Annotated in this window: 22 protein-coding genes; 14 read left to right on the forward strand and 8 right to left on the reverse strand. The window is 56.6% G+C overall.

Annotated elements, in window-relative coordinates:
• Positions 1 to 96 precede the first annotated feature (96 nt).
• The 6 genes from eutB (at position 97) to ROA7450_RS14325 (ending at position 6,731) form a co-directional block, all read left to right on the forward strand.
• Positions 97 to 1,086: a hydroxyectoine utilization dehydratase EutB gene (gene eutB, locus ROA7450_RS14300; RefSeq protein WP_085806606.1), complete on the forward strand. Its 990-nt coding sequence runs from the start codon at positions 97 to 99 to the stop codon at positions 1,084 to 1,086.
• Positions 1,087 to 2,079 (forward strand): cyclodeaminase, encoded by a 993-nt coding sequence (locus ROA7450_RS14305; protein ID WP_085806536.1) that lies wholly within the window; start codon positions 1,087 to 1,089, stop codon positions 2,077 to 2,079. It begins immediately after the preceding gene.
• A 9-nt stretch (positions 2,080 to 2,088) separates the two neighbouring features.
• The gene (gene doeA, locus ROA7450_RS14310; protein ID WP_085806537.1) at positions 2,089 to 3,276 is read left to right on the forward strand and encodes an ectoine hydrolase DoeA; all 1,188 of its coding nucleotides are present in this window, start codon (positions 2,089 to 2,091) and stop codon (positions 3,274 to 3,276) included.
• 1 nt (position 3,277) lies between these two features.
• Positions 3,278 to 3,754, forward strand: a complete 477-nt coding sequence (locus ROA7450_RS14315; protein ID WP_085806538.1) for an Lrp/AsnC family transcriptional regulator — start codon at positions 3,278 to 3,280, stop codon at positions 3,752 to 3,754.
• A 116-nt stretch (positions 3,755 to 3,870) separates the two neighbouring features.
• Positions 3,871 to 5,346: an NAD-dependent succinate-semialdehyde dehydrogenase gene (locus tag ROA7450_RS14320; RefSeq protein WP_085806539.1), complete on the forward strand. Its 1,476-nt coding sequence runs from the start codon at positions 3,871 to 3,873 to the stop codon at positions 5,344 to 5,346.
• Between the two features lie 11 nt (positions 5,347 to 5,357).
• On the forward strand, positions 5,358 to 6,731 hold the full coding sequence (locus ROA7450_RS14325) for an aspartate aminotransferase family protein (RefSeq protein WP_085806540.1): 1,374 nt from the start codon (positions 5,358 to 5,360) through the stop codon (positions 6,729 to 6,731).
• 621 nt (positions 6,732 to 7,352) lie between these two features.
• On the opposite strand, the gene ROA7450_RS14330 is transcribed toward ROA7450_RS14325, so the two are convergent.
• The 3 genes from ROA7450_RS14330 to ROA7450_RS14340 all read right to left on the reverse strand — a co-directional run bounded on the left by ROA7450_RS14330 (position 7,353) and on the right by ROA7450_RS14340 (position 9,266).
• Entirely contained in the window at positions 7,353 to 8,003 is a 651-nt protein-coding gene (locus tag ROA7450_RS14330) for a pyridoxamine 5'-phosphate oxidase family protein (RefSeq protein WP_143534463.1), read from the reverse strand.
• Between the two features lie 92 nt (positions 8,004 to 8,095).
• A complete protein-coding gene (locus ROA7450_RS14335) occupies positions 8,096 to 8,545 on the reverse strand; it encodes a YtoQ family protein (protein ID WP_085806542.1) in 450 nt (149 codons plus the stop codon).
• Between the two features lie 85 nt (positions 8,546 to 8,630).
• Positions 8,631 to 9,266 carry a class I SAM-dependent methyltransferase gene (locus tag ROA7450_RS14340; protein WP_085806543.1) on the reverse strand — a complete coding sequence of 212 codons (636 nt, stop codon included), beginning with the start codon at positions 9,264 to 9,266 and terminating at the stop codon, positions 8,631 to 8,633.
• 85 nt (positions 9,267 to 9,351) lie between these two features.
• Here ROA7450_RS14340 and ROA7450_RS14345 point away from each other — a divergent pair, with 85 nt between their 5' ends.
• Positions 9,352 to 10,248: a LysR family transcriptional regulator gene (locus ROA7450_RS14345; RefSeq protein ID WP_085806544.1), complete on the forward strand. Its 897-nt coding sequence runs from the start codon at positions 9,352 to 9,354 to the stop codon at positions 10,246 to 10,248.
• A 14-nt stretch (positions 10,249 to 10,262) separates the two neighbouring features.
• On the opposite strand, the gene ROA7450_RS14350 is transcribed toward ROA7450_RS14345, so the two are convergent.
• From ROA7450_RS14350 to ROA7450_RS14365, 4 genes are all read right to left on the reverse strand, one after another.
• Complete coding sequence (locus ROA7450_RS14350) at positions 10,263 to 10,697, reverse strand: GNAT family N-acetyltransferase (protein ID WP_085806545.1); 435 nt, start codon at positions 10,695 to 10,697, stop codon at positions 10,263 to 10,265.
• A gap of 4 nt (positions 10,698 to 10,701) precedes the next feature.
• Positions 10,702 to 13,101: a phenylalanine--tRNA ligase subunit beta gene (gene pheT, locus ROA7450_RS14355; protein ID WP_085806546.1), complete on the reverse strand. Its 2,400-nt coding sequence runs from the start codon at positions 13,099 to 13,101 to the stop codon at positions 10,702 to 10,704.
• A 76-nt stretch (positions 13,102 to 13,177) separates the two neighbouring features.
• Positions 13,178 to 14,041: an SDR family oxidoreductase gene (locus tag ROA7450_RS14360; protein ID WP_085806607.1), complete on the reverse strand. Its 864-nt coding sequence runs from the start codon at positions 14,039 to 14,041 to the stop codon at positions 13,178 to 13,180.
• 103 nt (positions 14,042 to 14,144) lie between these two features.
• Entirely contained in the window at positions 14,145 to 14,564 is a 420-nt protein-coding gene (locus tag ROA7450_RS14365) for a VOC family protein (RefSeq protein ID WP_085806547.1), read from the reverse strand.
• Positions 14,565 to 14,651: 87 nt separating this feature from the next.
• On the opposite strand from ROA7450_RS14365, the gene ROA7450_RS14370 reads away from it, so the two are divergent.
• Both ROA7450_RS14370 and ROA7450_RS14375 read left to right on the forward strand, forming a co-directional pair.
• Positions 14,652 to 16,136 (forward strand): AMP nucleosidase, encoded by a 1,485-nt coding sequence (locus ROA7450_RS14370; RefSeq protein ID WP_085806548.1) that lies wholly within the window; start codon positions 14,652 to 14,654, stop codon positions 16,134 to 16,136.
• Positions 16,137 to 16,265: 129 nt separating this feature from the next.
• Positions 16,266 to 16,553, forward strand: coding sequence for an HU family DNA-binding protein (locus ROA7450_RS14375; protein WP_085806549.1), 288 nt, complete (start codon positions 16,266 to 16,268; stop codon positions 16,551 to 16,553).
• Positions 16,554 to 16,618: 65 nt separating this feature from the next.
• Here the strand turns inward: ROA7450_RS14375 and ROA7450_RS14380 are convergent, their stop codons facing one another.
• Entirely contained in the window at positions 16,619 to 17,410 is a 792-nt protein-coding gene (locus ROA7450_RS14380) for a GNAT family N-acetyltransferase (RefSeq protein WP_085806550.1), read from the reverse strand.
• A 98-nt stretch (positions 17,411 to 17,508) separates the two neighbouring features.
• Here ROA7450_RS14380 and ROA7450_RS14385 point away from each other — a divergent pair, with 98 nt between their 5' ends.
• From ROA7450_RS14385 to ROA7450_RS14405, 5 genes are all read left to right on the forward strand, one after another.
• On the forward strand, positions 17,509 to 18,372 hold the full coding sequence (locus ROA7450_RS14385; RefSeq protein WP_085806608.1) for a DMT family transporter: 864 nt from the start codon (positions 17,509 to 17,511) through the stop codon (positions 18,370 to 18,372).
• 171 nt (positions 18,373 to 18,543) lie between these two features.
• On the forward strand, positions 18,544 to 19,575 hold the full coding sequence (legP, locus tag ROA7450_RS14390) for a Dot/Icm T4SS effector Zinc-dependent metalloprotease LegP (protein WP_085806551.1): 1,032 nt from the start codon (positions 18,544 to 18,546) through the stop codon (positions 19,573 to 19,575).
• A 32-nt stretch (positions 19,576 to 19,607) separates the two neighbouring features.
• On the forward strand, positions 19,608 to 19,829 hold the full coding sequence (locus ROA7450_RS14395) for a hypothetical protein (protein ID WP_085806552.1): 222 nt from the start codon (positions 19,608 to 19,610) through the stop codon (positions 19,827 to 19,829).
• A gap of 26 nt (positions 19,830 to 19,855) precedes the next feature.
• The gene (locus ROA7450_RS14400; RefSeq protein ID WP_085806553.1) at positions 19,856 to 20,170 is read left to right on the forward strand and encodes a hypothetical protein; all 315 of its coding nucleotides are present in this window, start codon (positions 19,856 to 19,858) and stop codon (positions 20,168 to 20,170) included.
• 72 nt (positions 20,171 to 20,242) lie between these two features.
• Positions 20,243 to 20,569, forward strand: a complete 327-nt coding sequence (locus tag ROA7450_RS14405; RefSeq protein WP_143534464.1) for a hypothetical protein — start codon at positions 20,243 to 20,245, stop codon at positions 20,567 to 20,569.
• The last annotated feature ends 18 nt before the right edge of the window (positions 20,570 to 20,587 follow it).

Here is a 20,587-nt window from a genome sequence, read left to right on the forward strand (position 1 = left end):
CCCATGGTCTGGCGGTGGCCGGAACATCTGGGCAATGGCACATCATCACGACAGCCCGCCCTGTACAACATGGCAAACAGGTTCGGGATTGCAGGAATGACCAAACGCATCACAGTGCAAGACAGCTATGCCGCGCGCCAGCGGATTTCGGGCAAGGTACGGTGTACTGCGTTGGTCCGCTCGGATACCTTATCAGATCAATCCGGCGCAGATGTCCACCTGAAGCTGGAACACAACCAAATCACCGGCAGCTTCAAACTGCGCGGGGCGACAAATGCAGTGTTATCGTTGACCAAAGAGCAGCGCACCAAAGGCGTCGTCGGGGCCTCCACTGGCAATCATGGTCGCGGACTGGCCTATGCCGCCAAACAAGCCGGAGTGCGTTGCATCATCTGCATGTCCGAGCTGGTGCCACAAAACAAGGTTGATGGCATCAAGGCCCAAGGGGCCGAGGTTCGGATTATTGGGCGGTCACAAGATGATGCGCAAGAAGAAGTCGACCGTTTGGTGGCTGAGGGCATGGTCATGCTGCCGCCCTTTGATCACCCTGACATCATTGCCGGGCAAAGCACCTTGGGTTTGGAAATGCTGGAACAGATGCCTGATATGGACACAGCCGTGATCCAACTCTCAGGTGGTGGGCTGATATCGGGCGTCGCTATGGTGCTCAAGGCCGCCAATCCTGATATCCGCGTCATTGGCGTGACCATGGAGCGCGGCGCAGCAATGTATGAATGCCTGAATGCGGGCAAACCGATCTTTGTCGAAGAGGTGCCAACCCTCGCCGATTCTCTTGGCGGCGGCATCGGCCTAGACAACCAGTACACGTTCAACATGGTGCGCGATCTGGTGGATGACATCGTGCTGGTCTCCGAGGTTGAAATCGCCGCCGCCATCCGCCACGCCTATTGGGAAGAGCGCCAGATCATCGAAGGCTCAGGCAGCGTTGGCATCGCCGCAGTTCTGGCTGGAAAAATCAAGACCCCGGGGCGCTGCGTGGTGCTGACCTCAGGGCAAAACATCGACATGAAGCTGCATCACCGGATCATCTCCGGCGAAGATGTAGACGTCACGGCGGAGGGGTAAATGCCAGATATCAAGATACTAACCGAGACTGAGCTACGCAAATTGGTCCCCTTGGATATGAGCGCAATCGACTGCGTCGAAGCCGGTTTCGCTGCGCTTTCCGCCGGCACCGTCGAAATGCCTCCCATTCTGTCGTTGGACGTTCACGAGAACAACGGCGAGGTTGATGTAAAAACCGCACATATTCAGGGCGCCGAAAGCTTTACCATCAAAATGTCGCCGGGGTTTTATGACAATCCCAAAATTGGGCTGCCGACCACCAATGGTATCATGGTTGTTTTCTCGGCCAAAACCGGCCAGGTCGAGGCGCTGCTTTTGGATAATGGCTATTTGACCGAAACTCGCACCGCAGCGGCAGGTGCTGTAGCGGCACGTCATCTGGCACGGCAGGATGCCTCGCGGTTATGTGTGGTTGGGGCCGGTGCTCAGGCAAGATTACAAGTAACCGCGATTAATCAGGTGCGACCATTGACCCATGTAGATGTTTGGGCAAGGGACTCTGAGAAAGCTGAAAAGGCCGCTGAAGATATCGCTGCAATGCTTGGGATCGAAACGTCTTTCACGCATCAGATTGAAGATGCAGTTTGCGCAGCAGACATCATCGTCACCACAACTCCTGCTAAAGAGCCCTTGATCTTCGCCGACTGGCTAACGACTGGCCAGCTTGTCATCGCTATGGGGTCAGATCAGGAAGGAAAATTTGAGCTGGAACCCGCGCTGATCGCGCGCGCCGACTATTATATCCCTGACCGTTTGGCCCAAACTCGTGTGTTGGGTGAAGCCCGCGCGGCCATTGACGCTGGCGTCATCGCTTCTGACGCAGATTTCCCAGAACTCGGCGATGTCGTTGCAGGCAAATTACCAGAGTACGATGCTGCCGACAGCCTGACAGTATGTGACCTGACCGGTACCGGGGTGCAGGACGCCGCCATTGCCACTCTTGCCCGCCAAAGGGCCGAGGCCGCCGGGCGCGGCGCAACTTTCACCAGCTGAGGAAACATCATGCCAACACCAACCCTGCACTTTTCCAAAGCTGAGTTTCAGGCCCGCATCGCCAAAACCCGCGATGAGATGGCCCGGCGCGGCATTGACACGCTGATTGTCACCGACCCATCGAACATGAACTGGCTGACCGGCTATGACGGCTGGTCTTTTTACGTCCACCAATGCGTCATCGTCGGCCCCACCGGCGACCCGATCTGGTACGGGCGCGGACAGGATGCAAACGGTGCCCTGCGCACCTGCTTCATGGACCCCTCTGATATCATTGGCTACCCCGATCATTACGTCCAATCGACTGAGCGCCACCCAATGGATTACCTCTCAACGCAGCTGATCGACCGCGGCATCGGCAAGGGCACCATCGGGGTTGAGATGGACAATTACTGGTTCACCGCCGCCGCCTTTGCCTCTCTGCAATCTCACCTGCCCAACGCCCGTTTCACCGACGCCAATGCGTTGGTCAACTGGCAACGCGCCGTGAAATCCGAGGCCGAACTGGCCTATATGCGTCAGGCGGGCAAGATCGTCGAAAAGATGCACCAGCGGATTTTCGACAAGGCCGAACCCGGCCTACGCAAATGTGATCTGGTGGCGGAAATTTATGATGCCGCTCTGCGGTATGACCCAGAGATCGGAGCTGGCGGGGATTACCCGGCCATCGTCCCCCTGCTGCCCTCTGGTTCAGACGCCGCCGCACCGCATCTGACATGGGATGACCAACCGATGAAATCCGGCGAAGGCACGTTTTTTGAGATTTCCGGCGTCGTACATCGCTATCACTGCCCGCTGTCGCGTACTGTGTTTCTGGGCAAACCAACGCAGACCTTCCTTGATGCAGAGAAAGCTGTATCTGAGGGCATGGAAGCAGGCCTTGAGAAAGCCCGGGCTGGCAACACCTGCGAAGACATCGCCCTTGCGTTTTTTGCCGTGTTGAAAAAACACGGCATCACCAAAGACAATCGCACCGGTTACCCCATCGGCGTTTCTTACCCCCCCGACTGGGGCGAACGCACCATGTCCCTGCGGCCGGGTGACAAGACGGAGTTGAAGGAAAACATGACCTTCCATTTCATGACTGGCCTGTGGATGGACGATTGGGGGTTCGAGATCACTGAAAGCATTCGCATAACGGAAAACGGGCACGAATGCCTGTCGAACGTGCCGCGCAAGATGGTGGTCAAAGACTGACATGCGGCTGGATGCACGCGATATCGAGATCCTCAAGGTATTATCCTCCGAGGGCCGTATCACCAAGGCGGCATTGGCCGAACGCGTCGGCCTGTCGCCTACCCCCTGTTGGGAACGGCTGAAAAAGCTGGAAAAAGCGGGGATCATCGAAAGTTACCATGCGGAAATCAATCTGCGCAAAATCGCCCCGCATGTCACCGTTTTCGTGGCCGCGGAACTTTCGGATCACACTGCCGCCAGCTTTCACGCCTTTGAACAGGCGGTTCATCGCTATGATGAGGTCACCGCCTGCTGGGCTTTGGGTGGCGGGTTTGATTACATCCTGCAAATCGTCACCCGTGACATCGACGCCTATCAACGCCTGATCGATGAGATGCTTGAGGCCCGGATCGGTCTGGCCCGCTACTTTACCTACATCGTCACCAAGCCGATTAAGGGCAGCGGCACGCCACCGATTGATGTGCTTTTACAGAGCTAAGTGGAAACCTCTGGTTTACTCCACTCCGGCAGAAGATTCCTCTGCTTGCCCTCTGATCTTTGGACACAATGGCCTGCGCTTTTGTCGCAAAACCTCCGTGAAGAACGGAGGTTCCCATGTCCACAATCACTCTATCATCATCCTTTGATGTCGCTGACCCAAAACTGGTGCGCAACTTTTCCTACATAAACGGCAAGTGGTGCGCCGCCGCCAATGGCAAAACCATTCCCGTCACCGATCCAGCCACCGGCGAGGCCATTGGCGAGGTTGCCAGCCTATCCGCAGAAGAATCCTCTGCCGCAGTCGATGCCGCCCAAAACGCGTTTCCGACGTGGGCCGCACTATTGCCGCAAGAACGCGCGAAACGGCTGCGCCGCTGGTTTGAACTACAGTTGGAACACAAAGTGGATCTGGCCCGCATCATGGTGCTGGAACAGGGCAAACCCCTGTCCGAAGCGCGCGGTGAAATCGAATATGGTGCTGCCTTTGTCGAGTTTTATGCCGAGGAAGCCAAACGCCCGAACATCGAGGGCGTCACCAGCCATTTGCCCGATGCCGAGGTGGAACTGTGGCGCGAGCCCGTCGGCGTCGCGGCCCTAATCACACCGTGGAACTTCCCCTCGGCTATGCTCACCCGCAAGGCTGCCGCGGCAATGGCGGCAGGCTGCACAATCGTTGCCCACCCCTCCACTGAAACCCCGTTTTCCGCGCTGGCACTGGCTGAACTGGCCGAACGTGCGGGCATTCCTGCCGGGGTGTTCAACGTCGTCACCGGGCGGCCCGCAACCGTTGTTGAACCCTGGACACAAGACACCCGCGTACGCGCGTTGTCGTTTACAGGATCCACCGAAGTTGGCCGACTTTTGTATCGCCAATCGGCCAGCACAATTAAAAAGCTGGTGATGGAGCTTGGCGGCCATGCCCCCGTGATCGTCTTCAAAGGGGCTGATCTAGACGTGGCGGTTGCCGAGACCATCAAGGCCAAATTCGCCACCTCTGGTCAGGATTGTCTTGGGGCGAACCGCATCTATGTCGAGCGCCCGATTTATGACGACTTCTGCGTCCGTTTTGTTGAGGCCACCAAGGCGCTCAGCCTTGGCAACGGCATGGATGATCCCGACATCGGCCCGTTGATGAATGAAAAGGCGGTGCAAAAGCAAGAAGAGCACGTCGCCGACGCATTGACCAAAGGCGCTATTTTGGCCTGTGGGGGCAAACGCGACGCAATGGGCCCCTTGTTCTATCAACCCACCGTGCTGGCGGATGTCCCCGACACCGCCGCTATCATGCACGAGGAAACCTTTGGCCCCGTCGCCGCCATCGCCCCGTTTGAAACCGAGGACGAGATCGTCGCCAAAGCCAACGATACAGAATATGGCCTCGTTGCTTACCTGCACAGCCACGACCCGCGCCGCATCTACCGCGTCAGTCGGGCGCTACAATTCGGCATGGTCGCGGTGAACCGAACCAAAGTCACCGGTGCCCCCATTCCCTTTGGCGGCACCAAACAATCCGGGCTAGGCCGCGAAGGCGCCAGACTGGGGATGGAAGAATTCACTGAAATCAAATACGTCTGTCGTGATTGGGCGTGAGGAGTAAGACAATGCTGAAGAATGACCAACTGGATCAATGGGATCGCGACAACTTTTTCCACCCGTCCACCCATCTGGCGCAACACGCCCGTGGTGACAGCCCCAGCCGGGTTATCAAAACCGCAAACGGTGTTCATATCGAGGACCGCGACGGCAACCAGTTGCTGGATGCTTTTGCCGGGCTTTATTGTGTGAACGTTGGCTACGGCCGTCAGGACATCGCCGAAGCAATCGCCGCGCAAGCCAAGGAACTGGCCTATTACCACTCCTATGTGGGTCACGGGACAGAGGCCTCGATCACCCTGTCAAAAATGATCCTCGACCGCGCGCCCAGCAACATGTCCAAGGTCTATTTTGGCCTCGGCGGCTCAGACGCCAATGAAACCAACGTCAAGCTGATCTGGTACTACAACAACATCCTTGGTCGCCACGAGAAAAAGAAAATCATCAGTCGCTGGCGTGGCTATCACGGCTCGGGTCTGGTCACCGGCTCGCTGACCGGGTTGGAGCTTTTTCACAAGAAGTTCGACTTGCCACTAGCGCAGGTGGTCCATACCGAGGCGCCCTATTATTTCCGCCGCGATGACCTGAGCCAAACCGAGGAGCAATTCGTCGCCCATTGCGTGGCCGAACTGGAAGCCCTGATCGAACGCGAAGGCGCGGATACCATCGCCGCCTTCATTGGCGAGCCGGTGCTGGGCACCGGTGGCATCGTGCCGCCACCCGCCGGATACTGGGCCGCCATTCAGGCCGTGCTAAAGAAACACGACATCCTGCTGGTCGCCGACGAGGTGGTCACCGGCTTCGGCCGTCTGGGCACCATGTTCGGCTCCGATCACTACGGGATCGAGGCGGACATCATCACCATCGCCAAGGGCTTGACCTCGGCCTATGCGCCGCTGTCGGGCTCCATCGTCAGCGACAAGGTCTGGAAAGTGCTGGAACAGGGCACCGACGAAAACGGCCCTATCGGCCACGGTTGGACCTACTCCGCCCACCCCATCGGGGCCGCCGCCGGGGTGGCCAACCTCAAGCTGATTGATGAGCTGGATCTGGTCACAAACGCAGGCGAGGTTGGTGCCTATCTGAACAAGACCATGACCGAGGCACTAGGTAGTCACCCCAACGTCGGCGATATCCGGGGCGAGGGCATGCTCTGCGCCGTCGAATTTGTAAAAGACAAGGACAGCCGCACCTTCTTTGACGCCGCCGACAAGATCGGACCTCAGATTTCGGCCACCTTGTTGGCGCAAGACAAGGTCATCGCCCGCGCGATGCCCCAAGGCGACATTCTGGGCTTTGCCCCACCATTTTGCCTGACCAAAGCCGAGGCAGACACCGTCGTGGCCGCCACCGCCGCCGCTGTCAAAACCGTGTTGGGATAAACCAAGACCGCAATGGATCTATGATTTAAGGGTACTGCTCTGAATAGGGCAGCGCCCGGCCGCGGGTGGGCGTCGAGAGGTATGTAGAAAACGCTTTATCTCTCAACCCACATCCAACGGGTTTTGAATCTGAAACGTTTGCTAAAGAGCCCGCCCATGGGGCGGTCGGGCTCTGCCCGGCGCGCTACGCGCTTGATTTCGGGCGAAACTCTAGGGCAACGGTGGCTTTGAATCGGCCATCAACTGCCCGTTTTTCTCCAGCGTTGAATAGTTTTTCGTGTCATTGGGATACCGGTGCAAAGCATCCAAGCAAGCCAAATCCAGATTATGATTTGTGAAACCAGAAAAGAGTGGTCGGGGAAAATACTGGTCACCTTAACGAGGACAACACCAAAGCCATAGTGAGACAGAAGAACTACTAAACACGCTGACACTGGATGGCGTTCGAGCACGTTATTGTAGAATCCGAAGAGCCGTTTCATTTTGTTGTTTCTCTACCTTCAAAAGGATTTCACACTTTGTAAAAAATGTAGGGAGCCTACTAAAGCCTTTAAACCTATAGAGAATTATAGCAAGTGTAAGGTGGGCAGTTTGCCCACCGCTCATTTGTCGGAACATTGGCTAACCAATCCCACGCCAGTTCTTGACATCATCAGACACCTCAACCCCGGGCAAATTGCGTGGATCCGGTTCCACCGGACCCGCCACCATCTTCACAGGGATCACGCCCGCCCAGATCGGCAGGGCGTAGTCTTCCTCGTCATCCCCCGGACCGCCGGTTCGGATCTTGGCGCTGGCTTCATTGATCTCAAGGCTCAGGATCGTGGTCGCCTTCAGCTCTTGCGTGGTGTTGGGGCGCAGGCTGGCGGCACGACCTGGAAACAACCCGTCGACAAACCGGCACAGCTTAGCTTCTTTCTCCTCCGGGTCGGTCACTTTCTGCGCCGTGCCAAACAGCATGACCGACCGCGTGTTCGCCGAATGGTGCATGCCCGACCGCGCCAGCACAAATCCATCCAGCAAAGACACCGTCACACAGACCTGCGCCTCATTACTGGACTTCAAAGCCCGACTGGCCGAGGACCCGTGCCAGTAAATGTGATTGCCCTCACGCCAGTGAAAGGTCGGCGTCACATAGGGCGCGCCATCGATGGTATAGCCGACAAAACACTGCGGCGTGGCATCCAGAATGCTATACAGCGTGTCTTTGTCATAATGCCCCCGCTCGTACATACGGCGCAGGCGGGTGCGGTCAGTTGGCGCGTTGCTCATGGCTCTCATCCCGATGTTATTGTCGCACCGGGATAAGGTCTTATTGGACAGCCATTAATATCCAATAAATTATAAAATGATCAGACCAATTTTTAGCCGGGCAGTGACCCGTCCAGCACATAACGCAGAATTTCCACCACTTCTTGCGGTGTCCGCGTCATCGCCAACGCAGCGGCATCCACCTCTTTCAGCGCATGGTCATGCTCGGGCGGCTGCAGGATGATCAGCGACTTGCCCAGCGCACTGGCATAACCCGCGTCAAAGGCTGCATTCCACTGTTTGTACTTGTCGCCAAAGCGCACCACGACCACATCCGCGTCGGCAATCCCCTTGCGGGTACGGATCGCATTGACCATCGCGCCCTTGTGGTCGTGCCAGTATTTGTTGTCTTCCGCACCCAGAATGGTGACGCCACAATCATCGCTGGCCTCATGGTTCGTCACCGGAGCCGAAAACGACACATCCAGCCCCTTGGCTCCTTCAATGATCTGCTCACGCCAATCGGTGTGAATTTCCCCTGACAAATAGACTTTCAGGCCCATGGCTTCCTCCGCAATTGTTCAGGACCTACTTAATTCGCAATCGCGCAAAGCCCAATGCGGAAATACAAGAAACCGTCGATAAGCTCTATTTCTTTCGCGCGACCAGATACCGCGATGGAGGTTTTGCCGGATAGTTGCCACTTCTAATCACGTCGAACCCGGCGCTGGTGACCGCGGATTCGAGTGTTTCCACACGGAACAGATTGACATATGGCGCTTTACCAAACAGCTGCATCACCGGCAGCATGAGTTTCAACAACCCGAACTTCAATCCCAGCCCTCCCTCCGACAGGCACGGTGTCTTGGAGATGAACAAACCATCCGGTGCCAGTCGCGCATGAATGTCCGCAAAAACCGCGTCTATGTCCGGCACGAGATGAAACAGGTTGAAGCCAAGTATGACGTCAAAGGTCTGCCCATTTTCTGGCTTGGTTATATCAAGTGTTTCGAATGAGATGTTTTTGGCCCCTTCTGCCTTAGCCTTTTCTCGACCAATGTCCAGCATGGCTTCGGAATAATCGCTAGCCGTGACATGTGAAACCGACGGCGCAAGCAGCAGTGCCGTTGAACCCGTTCCGCACCCAAGTTCAAGAATTTTATCTTGCTCGGACAGATAGGACCGGGTCCAGCCCAAGGTGTATTCATAGGATTCCATGTCTTGGATCGGAGTGCGCGAATACTTCGCGGCAATGCCGTCCCAGAATTTCGCAGTTGTGGTCATGTGGTGATCTCCTTTGCAGGACATTTATCCATGCGCAAATTGAATATAAATTGCCGAAATACGCAGAGCATATATACATATATGCATGGAAAACTTTGGCCACTTTGACTGGAACCACATACGCGCCTTCCTCGCGACTGCGGACAGTGGATCCCTTTCCGCAGCAGCACGCCAACTCGGGCAGACCCAGCCCACTCTCAGCCGTCAAATTGCCGCGCTCGAATCCGACTTGGGCGTCATGCTGTTTGAACGGCTGGGCCGATCACTGAAAATCACCCAGGCAGGGCTTGAATTGCTGAGCCATAGTCGCGCCATGGGGGACGCCGCAAATCAAATTGCCCTGACGGCCTCGGGTCAGGCCCATTCGATCGACGGTATGGTCCGCATCACCGCTAGTGATGTGATGTCCGCGTACATCCTGCCTAATTTACTGCGCGAAATCCGTACGCAGGCCCCACGCCTAAAAATCGAGATCATTGCCTCAAACGATATTCAGGACCTGATGCGCCGCGAGGCCGACATTGCTATTCGTCACGTTCGCCCGGATCAACCAGACCTGATTGCCAAGCTTGTCCAAGAGGCGTTAGGTCATTTTTATGCGACAACCGAATATCTGGATCGTGCCGGCCGTCCCAAAACCAAGCGCGCCTTATCCCAACATGAGTTCATCAGCTTTGGCGATAGCAGCCAGATGATCGAATATCTTCAGCCTTTGGGCATTCACCTCAGTGCTGATAATTTCAAGCTTGGGTCGCAAAACGGGATTGTCGCATGGGAGTACGCAAAGCAAGGCTTTGGTATTGCGCCAATGTCCCAGACGGTCGGTGACGCGACTCCCGGGGTTGAACGCGTGCTCCCTGCTATGGAACCGATAAAATTTCCAATCTGGCTGACCACCCATCGCGAGTTACATACCAGCCGTCGCATTCGTCTGGTCTTCGATCTGTTGACTGAATTTTTCTCGAAACCCTCACCGGTTTAATGGGTTCTCCGGCCTCAGATCGGGCGGCTCATGAACACCTTATGATCCATGGCCCCAGTTTTGCGCCAGCCCAGATGTTCATAAAGATGGATATTGTCCGGCATCGCGGCATGGGTCACCAAGGTGATGCTATGGCAGCCCGCCGCCTTGCTGGCGTCAATCGCGCTATCGATCAACAGCCTTCCAATCCCACGTCCACCATGATCGGGATGCACCGCGACATTCGCCAGTTTTGAGGAGCCTTCAGAAATCATCAGGATCAGCCCGCCAATGATCTGCCCTGCATCATCGGCCACCCAGACATGATGATCGCGAATATCCTCGGCCACGCCTTCAGACACAGGCGGCAGTTTTACGCCTAACTTGGCATAGCGCGCATAGGCCAGATCGATGCAAACGGTCAGGCCAGCGACATCTCTGGCCTTGGCCGAGCGTATGATAACGCCCAAACGCCTAGCCCCGTAGCACCCCGCCTGTGGCCTTGGTCACCTTTTCGATGATCTTGGCACTGACGGCTTCAATGTCTTTGTCCTTCAGCGTTGCCTCGGTCGGTTGCAGGCGTACGGTCACGGCAAGGGATTTCTTGCCCTCACCCAGCGCGCCACCTATGAATTCGTCAAACACGCGGACATCTTCGATCATTGCCTTATCAGCCCCGGCGGCGGCATTGACCAAAGTCAGCGCCTCAACATCCGCGTCCACCACAAAGGCAAAGTCACGTTCAACCGCCTGCAGGTCGCTGATCTTCAGCGCGCCGCGGTTCGCACCGGTTTTACGCGGTTGTGGGATGTCTTCGGGATAAAGCGTGAAACCCACAACCGGGCCTTTCACATCCATCGCCGCCAGTACCTTGGGGTGCAATTCTCCAAAGACACCCAGTACTTTCTTCGGCCCCAAACAGATCTTGCCGTGACGGCCCGGATGCCACCAGGATTCCGCTCCGCGCATGATCTGCACCTTGGCCGGTGCCCCCAGCGCCGACAGAACCGCCTCGGCATCCGCCTTGGCATCATAAAGGTCCACCGCGCGCGACGCGCCATGCACATCCTTGGGCCCATTACGGCCCACCAAAATACCGCTGACCTGCAGATGCTGCTCGCCCGGCTCACCACCGTGGAAGGCATGGCCCGCCTCGAACAGCGCCATATCCATCACCCCACGCGCCTGATTGCGTGCCGCGGCCTGCAAGAGACCGGGAAGCAGGTCCGGGCGCATATGGCTCATCTCGCTGCTGATCGGATTGGCCAGCTTGGTCACATCTTCACCGCCGCCAAACAGCTTGGCACTGGCGTGGTCGATAAAGCTGTAGGTGACACATTCATTATAGCCCAACGCGGCCGCCGTTCGGCGGGCAATCTGCTCGCGCTTTTGCGCAGGCGACAGGATCTGTTTTGGCACTCCGGAGGTGGCGCGCGGCATCGGCTTGCCTTGCAGCTTGGTCAGCGACGCAATACGCGCAACTTCTTCAACCAGATCCGCCTCGCCCAACACGTCCGGGCGCCAGCTCGGCACTTGCGCCATGTTACCTTCCAGCTTGAAGCCCAGCGCGGTCAAGGTCTGGCGCTGCTCCGATTCAGGAATATCCATGCCGACCAAAGACTGCACCCGTGCCGGATCCAACTTGTAGGCACGGCTAACGTCTGGCACCTCACCGGCAACCACAAGGTTGGACACCTCACCGCCGCACAGATCCACTATCATCTGTGTCGCCAGATCGTGGCCTTCCATATTGAACGCCGGGTCAACGCCGCGTTCAAACCGATAGCGTGCGTCCGAGTTGACCTTCAGCGCGCGACCGGTGGTGGCAATCTGCACATGGTCCCAAAGCGCGGCTTCAAGAAAAACGGTTGTCGTCTCTTCGGTACACCCGGTGGCCTCGCCACCCATGATGCCGCCGATGCTTTCAACACCATCATCGTCCGAAATCACCACCTGCCCAGCGCTAAAGGTGTATTCCTTTTCATCCAGCGCCATCAGCGTTTCGCCACCCTTGGCGCGATGCACACGCAAATCACCCTTGACCTTGTCGACATCAAAGACGTGCAAAGGGCGATTACGGTCATAGGTCAGGAAGTTGGTGATATCCACCAGTGCCGAAATCGGGCGCAGACCAATTGCCTTTAACCGTTGTTGCAACCACGCGGGGCTTGGTCCGTTTTTCACGCCGCGGATCACCCGTCCCGCAAAAACAAAACAGCCACCCTCACGGGTATCATCATCAATGGTCACATTGATCGGGCAAGGAAACTGTCCCTCGATATGTGCAGTCGGGGCTGGTTTCATTGTTCCCACACCCCGCGCTGCCAAGTCCAGCGCAATGCCGCGCACACCCAGCGCATCGGGACGGTTTGGTGTGATCGCAATCTCTATCATCGGGTCGACCTTGGCCGGATCATTCTCCGCCAGCCAATCGATGAAGCGATCCCCAACCTCGCCCGAGGGTAGCTCGATGATACCGTCGTGCTCTTCCGACAGCTCCATCTCGCGCTCGGAACACATCATGCCATAGCTTTCGATGCCACGGATTTTACCCACGCCGATGGTGCTATCGATGCCCGGCACATAAACCCCCGGCTTGGCAATCACCACGGTGATGCCTTCGCGCGCGTTTGGCGCTCCACAGATGATCTGCGTCTCGCCCTCATCGGTCTGCACCTGACACACGCGCAGACGATCCGCGTCCGGGTGCGGCTCGGCCTTGAGCACCTTGCCAATTGTAAACTCCGACAAGCGCGCTGCGGGGTTGGAAATCTCTTCGACTTCCAGTCCCAGATCGGTCAGGGTTTCAGCAATTTCATCCACCGATGCGGTGGTTTCAAGGTGGTCTTTAAGCCAGGAAAGCGTGAATTTCATCTGCGCGGGTCCGATGGTTATCTTGGTTTCCCTGCGCTTTAACGGATCTGGCCTTGCGGGGAAAGCCCGCATTGCATCATTTGTACGCCAGTTCAGCCCTCAACAAGGCTTGCAATCCCGCCCGATAGTCGGGATACAGCAGCTTCACGCCCAGCTCATCCTTGATCCGGTCGTTGCGCACACGCTTTGACTCCGCATAGAAACTGCGCGCCATCGGCGTCATTTCTGCCTCATCAAACCGCTCTGCTGGCGGCAAAGGGAGGCCCAGCAACTCCGCCGCATAGCCGATCACATCCTCCGGCGGGGCCGGATCATCATCGCAGACATTATAGATACTCCCCGGATTGGGCTGCGCGATCGAGGCTGCAAGAATCTGCGCGATATCCTCAACATGCGTCCGGCTGAACACCTGATTGTCCTTGATAATCCGCCGCGCCGTGCCCGCCCGCACCTTTGAAAAAGGACCCCGCCCCGGGCCGTAAATTCCTGCCAGCCGGAAGATATGCAACGGCAGGCCGACAATCGCCTGCCAGGCCGCCTCAGCCTCCACCCGCATTTGCCCGCGTTTGGTTGAGGGTGACAACGCTGTGCTCTCATCCACCCAACCACCTTGATGGTCGCCGTATACTCCGGTCGTCGACAGATACCCAGCCCACTCAAGCTGCGGCGCCAAGGCCCGGATTTCCGCCTCACACACATTCAGCACCGGGTCACCGTCCGCATTTGGCCCCGCCGAAACTAACAAATGAGTCGCCTGCGCAAAAGCTTCACTAAGATCAGTTCCCGGCCAGACCAATGCTTCAACGCCGTCGATCCACAACGCTTCGGCCTTTTCAGCCGTACGCGTCGTGCCAATCACCCGCCAACCTTGCGGCAGCAAAAGCTGCGCTAAAGCCTGCGCCGAATATCCATGTCCAAAAGAAAGCAATGTCTTAACCATGCCCCAGATATGCGTGGCCGATCCCAAAAGACAAGCATTTCATCTGACCAAAAATATCTCGGGGTGAATTGGCCAACGGCCAAGAGGGGCAGCACCCCTCACTTCACAACGGCTTTGACGCCACCCAAGCATAGCCATTTTCGCATAAAACATAGACCTCGCGCAGACCGTGAGGTTTATTAGTCGGCGCTTGCAAGATATGCCCACCCAGCGCTTCGGCCCGTGCCGCCACATCATCGGGGTCGCTTTCATAGAGCCGGAACTCCGCTCCCACGCCGCGCGCGCCAGCCTCGGGCACCAGCCCCAGCAAGGGATTTTCGCCGTAGGTATGATCGGCGTGCAGCTGCATAATTTGTCCCGCATAAGTCAAAATCGCAAAGTCCTTGCTGACCTGATGCGCGGCCATGCCAAACAGCCCGGTCAGAAATGTCACCTGTTGCTCGACATCCCGCACCAGAATGTTCAACCCCATGCCGCGCAGGGATGCACCGAATACTTCGGCCTCTACCGTTTCATAATCCATCAGCTCATCCTTAAATCCCAGGCTTCAGCTTGATCACCACCGCCACCCATGTCAACGTAAAGGCAAGAGCAGCGGCACGGACGGAATATGAAACAGAACAATCAGGCCCTTGGCATCCATTCTCCAGCCAACCCGGCCCCCAAAGAGTTCACCGACCCTAAGGCCGCTGTGGACCATCTGATCGCCCTTTATGCCACCGCGTCCGAATGTCTCTGTTCTGCATTTTCCAAGGCCCTATCCGAGGGCGCGCCTGCGCAACGTATTCGCGCCTTTTATCCTGAGATCCGCATCACCACGACCAGCTATGCCCAAGTCGACAGTCGCCTCAGCTTTGGCCACGTGTCGGAACCGGGCACCTATGCCACCACCATCACCCGGCCCGACCTGTTTCGCTACTATCTAAAGCAGCAGCTTGGCCTGTTAATGCACAATCACAATGTCCCGGTCTGCATTCAGGTCTCAGACACCCCCATTCCGGTGCACTTCGCCGTCGCTAATAACCCCGCCCTTGTAGTGCCGCACGAAGGCGCGGCCAACTTTACACTGCGCGATTATTTCGATGTGCCAGATCTGAGCACCACTAACGACGATATCGTCAACGGCCTGAGTCAACCCGATGCCATGGGCACCCAACCACTTGCGCCTTTCACCGCACAACGGATCGATTATTCACTTGCCCGGCTTGCGCATTACACGGCCACTGACCCTGAGCACTTCCAGAACCACGTGCTGTTTACCAACTACCAGTTTTATGTGTCCGAATTCGAAGGCTACGCCCGCCGCATGCTGGCAGATCCCGACAGTGGCTACACCTCCTTTGTCAGCAGCGGTAATGTCGAGATCACGCAGGCCGATGCGGAAATCGAAACTCCGAAGCAATTGCCGCAAATGCCCAGCTATCACTTAAAGAAAGCGGACGGCTCCGGCATCACACTGGTCAATATCGGTGTCGGCCCCTCCAACGCCAAAACCGCCACTGACCATATCGCCGTCCTGCGCCCACACGCATGGCTGATGGTCGGCCACTGCGCAGGGCTCCGCAATTCGCAGCGTCTGGGTGATTTTGTTCTGGCCCATGCTTATCTGCGCGAAGATGCCGTTCTTGACGCTGACCTACCCGCTTGGGTCCCGATCCCAGCGTTGGCTGAAATTCAGATCGCACTGGAACAGGCCGTCGCCTCGGAAACGCAACACGAGGGCTATGAGCTCAAACGCGTCATGCGCACCGGCACCGTCGCCAGCTTTGACAACCGCAATTGGGAATTGCGCGAACATACCGGCCCGGTGCAACGCCTTAGCCAGTCCCGCGCCATCGCTCTGGATATGGAAAGCGCAACCATTGCCGCCAATGGATTTCGCTTTAGAGTTCCCTATGGCACTTTGCTCTGCGTTAGTGATAAACCCCTGCATGGCGAGCTCAAACTGCCCGGTATGGCCAGCGATTTCTACAAATCCCAGGTTGCCCAGCATTTAATGATTGGGATTCGCGCGATGGAAAAACTGGCCAAAATGCCGCTTGAGCGCCTACAAAGTCGCAAATTACGCAGTTTTGACGAAACAGCGTTCCTATAACCTGGCGTAAATCAGCACAAAATGCATGAAAACAGCTTGCTTTTGCACACTATTCGTTGTGTTTGATAGCTACATACAGTTAGATTGCGCACATATAACCCTAATCGGGCAGTTGTAAGGAGACCATAAATGGCAAAACCAATGACCAAAACCCAGCTCGTCGCAGCTTTGGCTGAAGAACTGGACAGCGACAAGAAATCCGCAAGCGGTGCGCTGGACGCGATCATCTCCGTGATCACACGCGAAGTTTCAGGCGGCGGTGCCGTCACTCTGCCAGGTGTTGGCAAAATCTATTGCCGCGAGCGCCCAGAGCGCATGGTGCGCAATCCTGCCACCGGCGAGCAAATGAAGAAAGAGGCTGACAAAGTGGTTAAAATGACCATTGCGAAAGCTCTGAAAGACAGCGTTAACGCCTGATCTTTCTGATCGAAAAGAATTCAAAAGGGTCACCTTCGGGTGGCCCTTTTCAGTTCCGGCTTCGATTATCGGGTAAAAACCTCTCCCGGCCTCATCGCGATCACCGAGCGCAACCCTTCTGCCTCGTCCAACCCACAGGCTGCGATCATCGCGCGCGAGGCCGGATTATCCGCGGCCACATGTTCAGTGGCGACCTCCCAGTTAAATCGCTCTGCACTCTCAATCAACGCCAGAGCATTGATCAGCTTGCCCAACCCGCGCCCGCGATAAGTCGCACCTACAGACACCATTCCTGCAAACACGTGCCCCGCCAACCGCCCCTGCGGATGGTAGCGATCCGCAACCGAGGCTGTGGCCACCACCGATCCGAGATCATCACGAATGAAGCTGGTCAGCACGGGCACAGCCTCGGACTTCATGTAATAGGCTGGATAAGGTGCAACACCAGTATTCAGGTTCAGCTCCTGCACCTCCGTGATGACCTGATCCGAAGGTGTAATGTGGTGCGCTACCTGCCAGCCTTCGGGCAATGTCGCTGCAAATTGAACTTCGGAGCAAGCCTTCAACACCTGAGCGCGCGCGCCTCGATAAACCAACCATTTCGGGGTCTCCCAACGCGCTCCCAAGTGCTCTTTGATCTGCGCAATCGTTTGTTCGGCTTGCACCAGCGGAAACCCGATAATCCCGTCCTGCTCAGCAATCTCGCGCAGGGTGCCCCACCCGATCTCTTCGGGGTTCAAGACATGTAGAATTCGCCCTCCATTGGCCAGTGAAGGCGTTTTGCCAATCTCGGGCTGCCTATCCCGCAAATTCTGTTGCAGGGTCATCGCCTGATCCGAGCCAATAAACTCTGCCAATGTTGCGCTCTGCCTTCACTTTGTATGGGTACACTTCCACTCTTGCACGCATCGCGCATTTAAGAAACTGTCGCGACGAACAAGGCAAGAGGCTCACGGTGGACATTCGCGCATTACTCATGGGGCTGGCCTTTGCCGTGATGTGGTCCAGCGCCTTCACCTCAGCCCGCATCATCGTGGCCGCCGCGCCTCCCGTATCCGCGCTTGCCCTGCGCTATCTGATCTCGGGGCTCATTGGCGTATTAATCGCCCGCGCCATGGGTCAGACGTGGAAGCTTACCCCGGCGCAATGGCGGGCCACGATCATCTTTGGCATCTGCCAAAACGCGCTCTACCTCGGGCTTAACTTCGTGGCCATGCAAGCGGTCGAGGCCTCATTGGCCGCAATCATCGCCTCCACCATGCCGCTACTGGTCGGCCTCGCCAGTTGGATCTTCCTCAAGGAAAAGGTCGGCAAGCTGGGCGTCTTCGGCCTGATCGCCGGTGTTGTCGGTGTCGCCATCATCATGGGCGCACGCATTCAAGGTGGCGTTGATCTATACGGTGTCAGCTTCTGCGTGATGGGCGTCATTGCCCTCAGCTTTGCCACCATGATGGTGCGCGGGGCGACTACAGGCGGCAATTTCATGATGATCGTTGGCCTGCAGATGCTGGCAGGCTGTGCCGTGCTCAGCGTGGTTGCCGTCACAACCGAAACCCTCGTGATTGACTGGAGCTGGCAGCTGATTGCCGCCTTTGCCTATACCACGATCGTCCCCGGTTTGATGGCCACGCTGGTCTGGTTCTATCTGGTCAACCGCATCGGTGCGGTCCGTGCGGCCACTTTCCACTTCCTCAATCCCTTCCTTGGGGTGGCCATCGCGGCAGTGATTCTCGGTGAACATCTGGGGATTCGTGAGGTGATCGGCGTCGCAATTATTACAATCGGCATCCTCTCAGTGCAGCTTTCCAAGCAGAAATAATGCTGCAGTGAATGTTACGTTTACGCTACGTAAACTTTCAATCAATAATAGATCAATAACAACATCTGATACCTTATAAGGGTATTTCGATTGCGTCAGGTTTGATACCTTCAATGATGTCGTCACCCATATTCTCAGACGACATAATATTTTCATTGATGGAGTATTATCATGTGCAACGAAGAAGAGCAGGACTGTTCCTGCTACGGACTTCTTGACAGCAACGATGTCCGAACCGCGGTCATATCCGGCGAGACGTTTAAAAACCGTGTCGTGCAATATGCCGCTGTCGACGGCCTCGCTGTTTTCGAGGGGTGTATTGTTTTAGGAACAGTCGAAGAAGTGGAGGCTGCCACCCAAGACGCCCGCGCTGCCCTTGATGCCGAAGGTGCAGAGTCCGATGTCGCCCACGGCGTCGTGATCACCGGCCAAGACAAGCGTTGGCCCGGTGGTCTGATGCCCTATGAGGTCGACCCCGCGCTACCCAACAAATCGCGCGTGACAAACGCGATTCAGCACTGGCGCGACAACACCGCCATGCGGTTTGTCGAACGCACCTCGGGAAATGCCTCGCAATATCCAAACTATGTCCGCTTTCGCCCGGCCTCGGGCTGTTGGAGCCAGGTCGGCATGCGCGGCGGACGTCAGGATATCGGCCTTGCCAATGGTTGTTCAACCGGTTCAACAATCCACGAGATTGGCCACGCCTTTGGCCTCTGGCACGAGCAAAGCCGCGAAGACCGCGACAGCAAAGTGCGGATCAACTGGCAAAACATCACTGCTGGCAAGGAACATAACTTTAACCAGCATATCAGTGATGGCGACGACGTTGGCCCGTACGATTATAATTCAATCATGCACTATGGTCGTTTTGCATTTTCCAAGAATGGTCAACCGACCATCGACACCATCCCGGCGGGCATCTCAATCGGCCAGCGCAGCACCCTTAGCCAGGGTGATATCGATGCGATCCACGCGATTTATCGAACCTGGGAAACCACCACGTTGGACCGGATTTACAGCACAACCTCCAGCAAAAACTGCTGGGTCAGCCCGGTGGGCGAAGGATGGTTGAAAATCGACCCGGCAACCAAGGATGGCTGCAGCAATCTGTTTGATCTGTGCTGCAACGCCTTTGCGTTCGGCAAGCAGGTGCGCCTGCTCAAGGACGGCCAAAAAGTCTATCGCGCCGAATTGCGCTAATTCCAAATCTATATTTTTAAGGAGTATTCACAATGTGGCATAACAACAAAACCGTTTCGCGTACCTATTCAACAGCCGGCAGCAAAAACTGCTGGGCCATTGTCAGCGGGATTTCCGGCTGGAAAAAGATCAAACCGCAAACCGATGATGGTGTCAGCAATGTCTTCACGGCCCTGAATGCCGCGCGTGCTGGCGGTAAGCGAGTCGATGTCTACATCGTCTCGGATAAAATCGAACGGGTCGTCATGCGCTAAATGTTCCCGAAACAGGAGTGACGAACATGTCAAACAAGATCACGATTACGGTCGACCTGCCTGACGGGGTACTTGCGTCACAGGCGGTCTCAATGGATATGGACGAGGGCGCTGCCCCTCCGCCACCGGGTGGTGGCGAAGACGATCATGCGGCCTCGGACGCTGCCGCACCTCCACCTGAGATGGAAGCGGGTGCGCAGGCAGATGACAGCCCTCCACCTGTAGAAGACGCTGCTTCAGGCGACGTCGAAGGCGACGGGGAATACCCACCAGGTTTCGACGCCGATTCTGATGTGGTGGAGGACGCTGGGTCTGACTCGGCGCCGCCACCCCCAGAATAACCCACTGAAGATCAGGCCCACCCCTGCGTTCCCCTATGGATGGGTGGGCCTGTATGTAAAAGGATCAAATCATTGCGCATTTATCTGAAATTTCCCGACACTGTGCCGGACAATCCCGATCTCAAGGTCAAGCTGATTGTCGAAGATGTCAGCCGCGTGGACGCTGATGCTCTCCTGATTTCCAGCCAAACACACACCCTGTCACCAGCTGAAATGATTGATGATCGATCCTGTGTCCTTGAGTTCGAATCCGCCCCGAGTGTGCAACCGCATCACAATATTCGCTGTCACGTCTCAGATCATACAGGCGGCGACATTCGCCAAGGGGATCTGATCTCAACCATCGCCACAACAGTAGGCGATCAAGAACAGGTCAAGCTGACGCTGACCCGCGTCTGATCACTCAACACTTTACAA

It is taken from the genome of Roseovarius albus (assembly GCF_900172335.1).
GTDB classification, from domain to species: domain Bacteria; phylum Pseudomonadota; class Alphaproteobacteria; order Rhodobacterales; family Rhodobacteraceae; genus Roseovarius; species Roseovarius albus.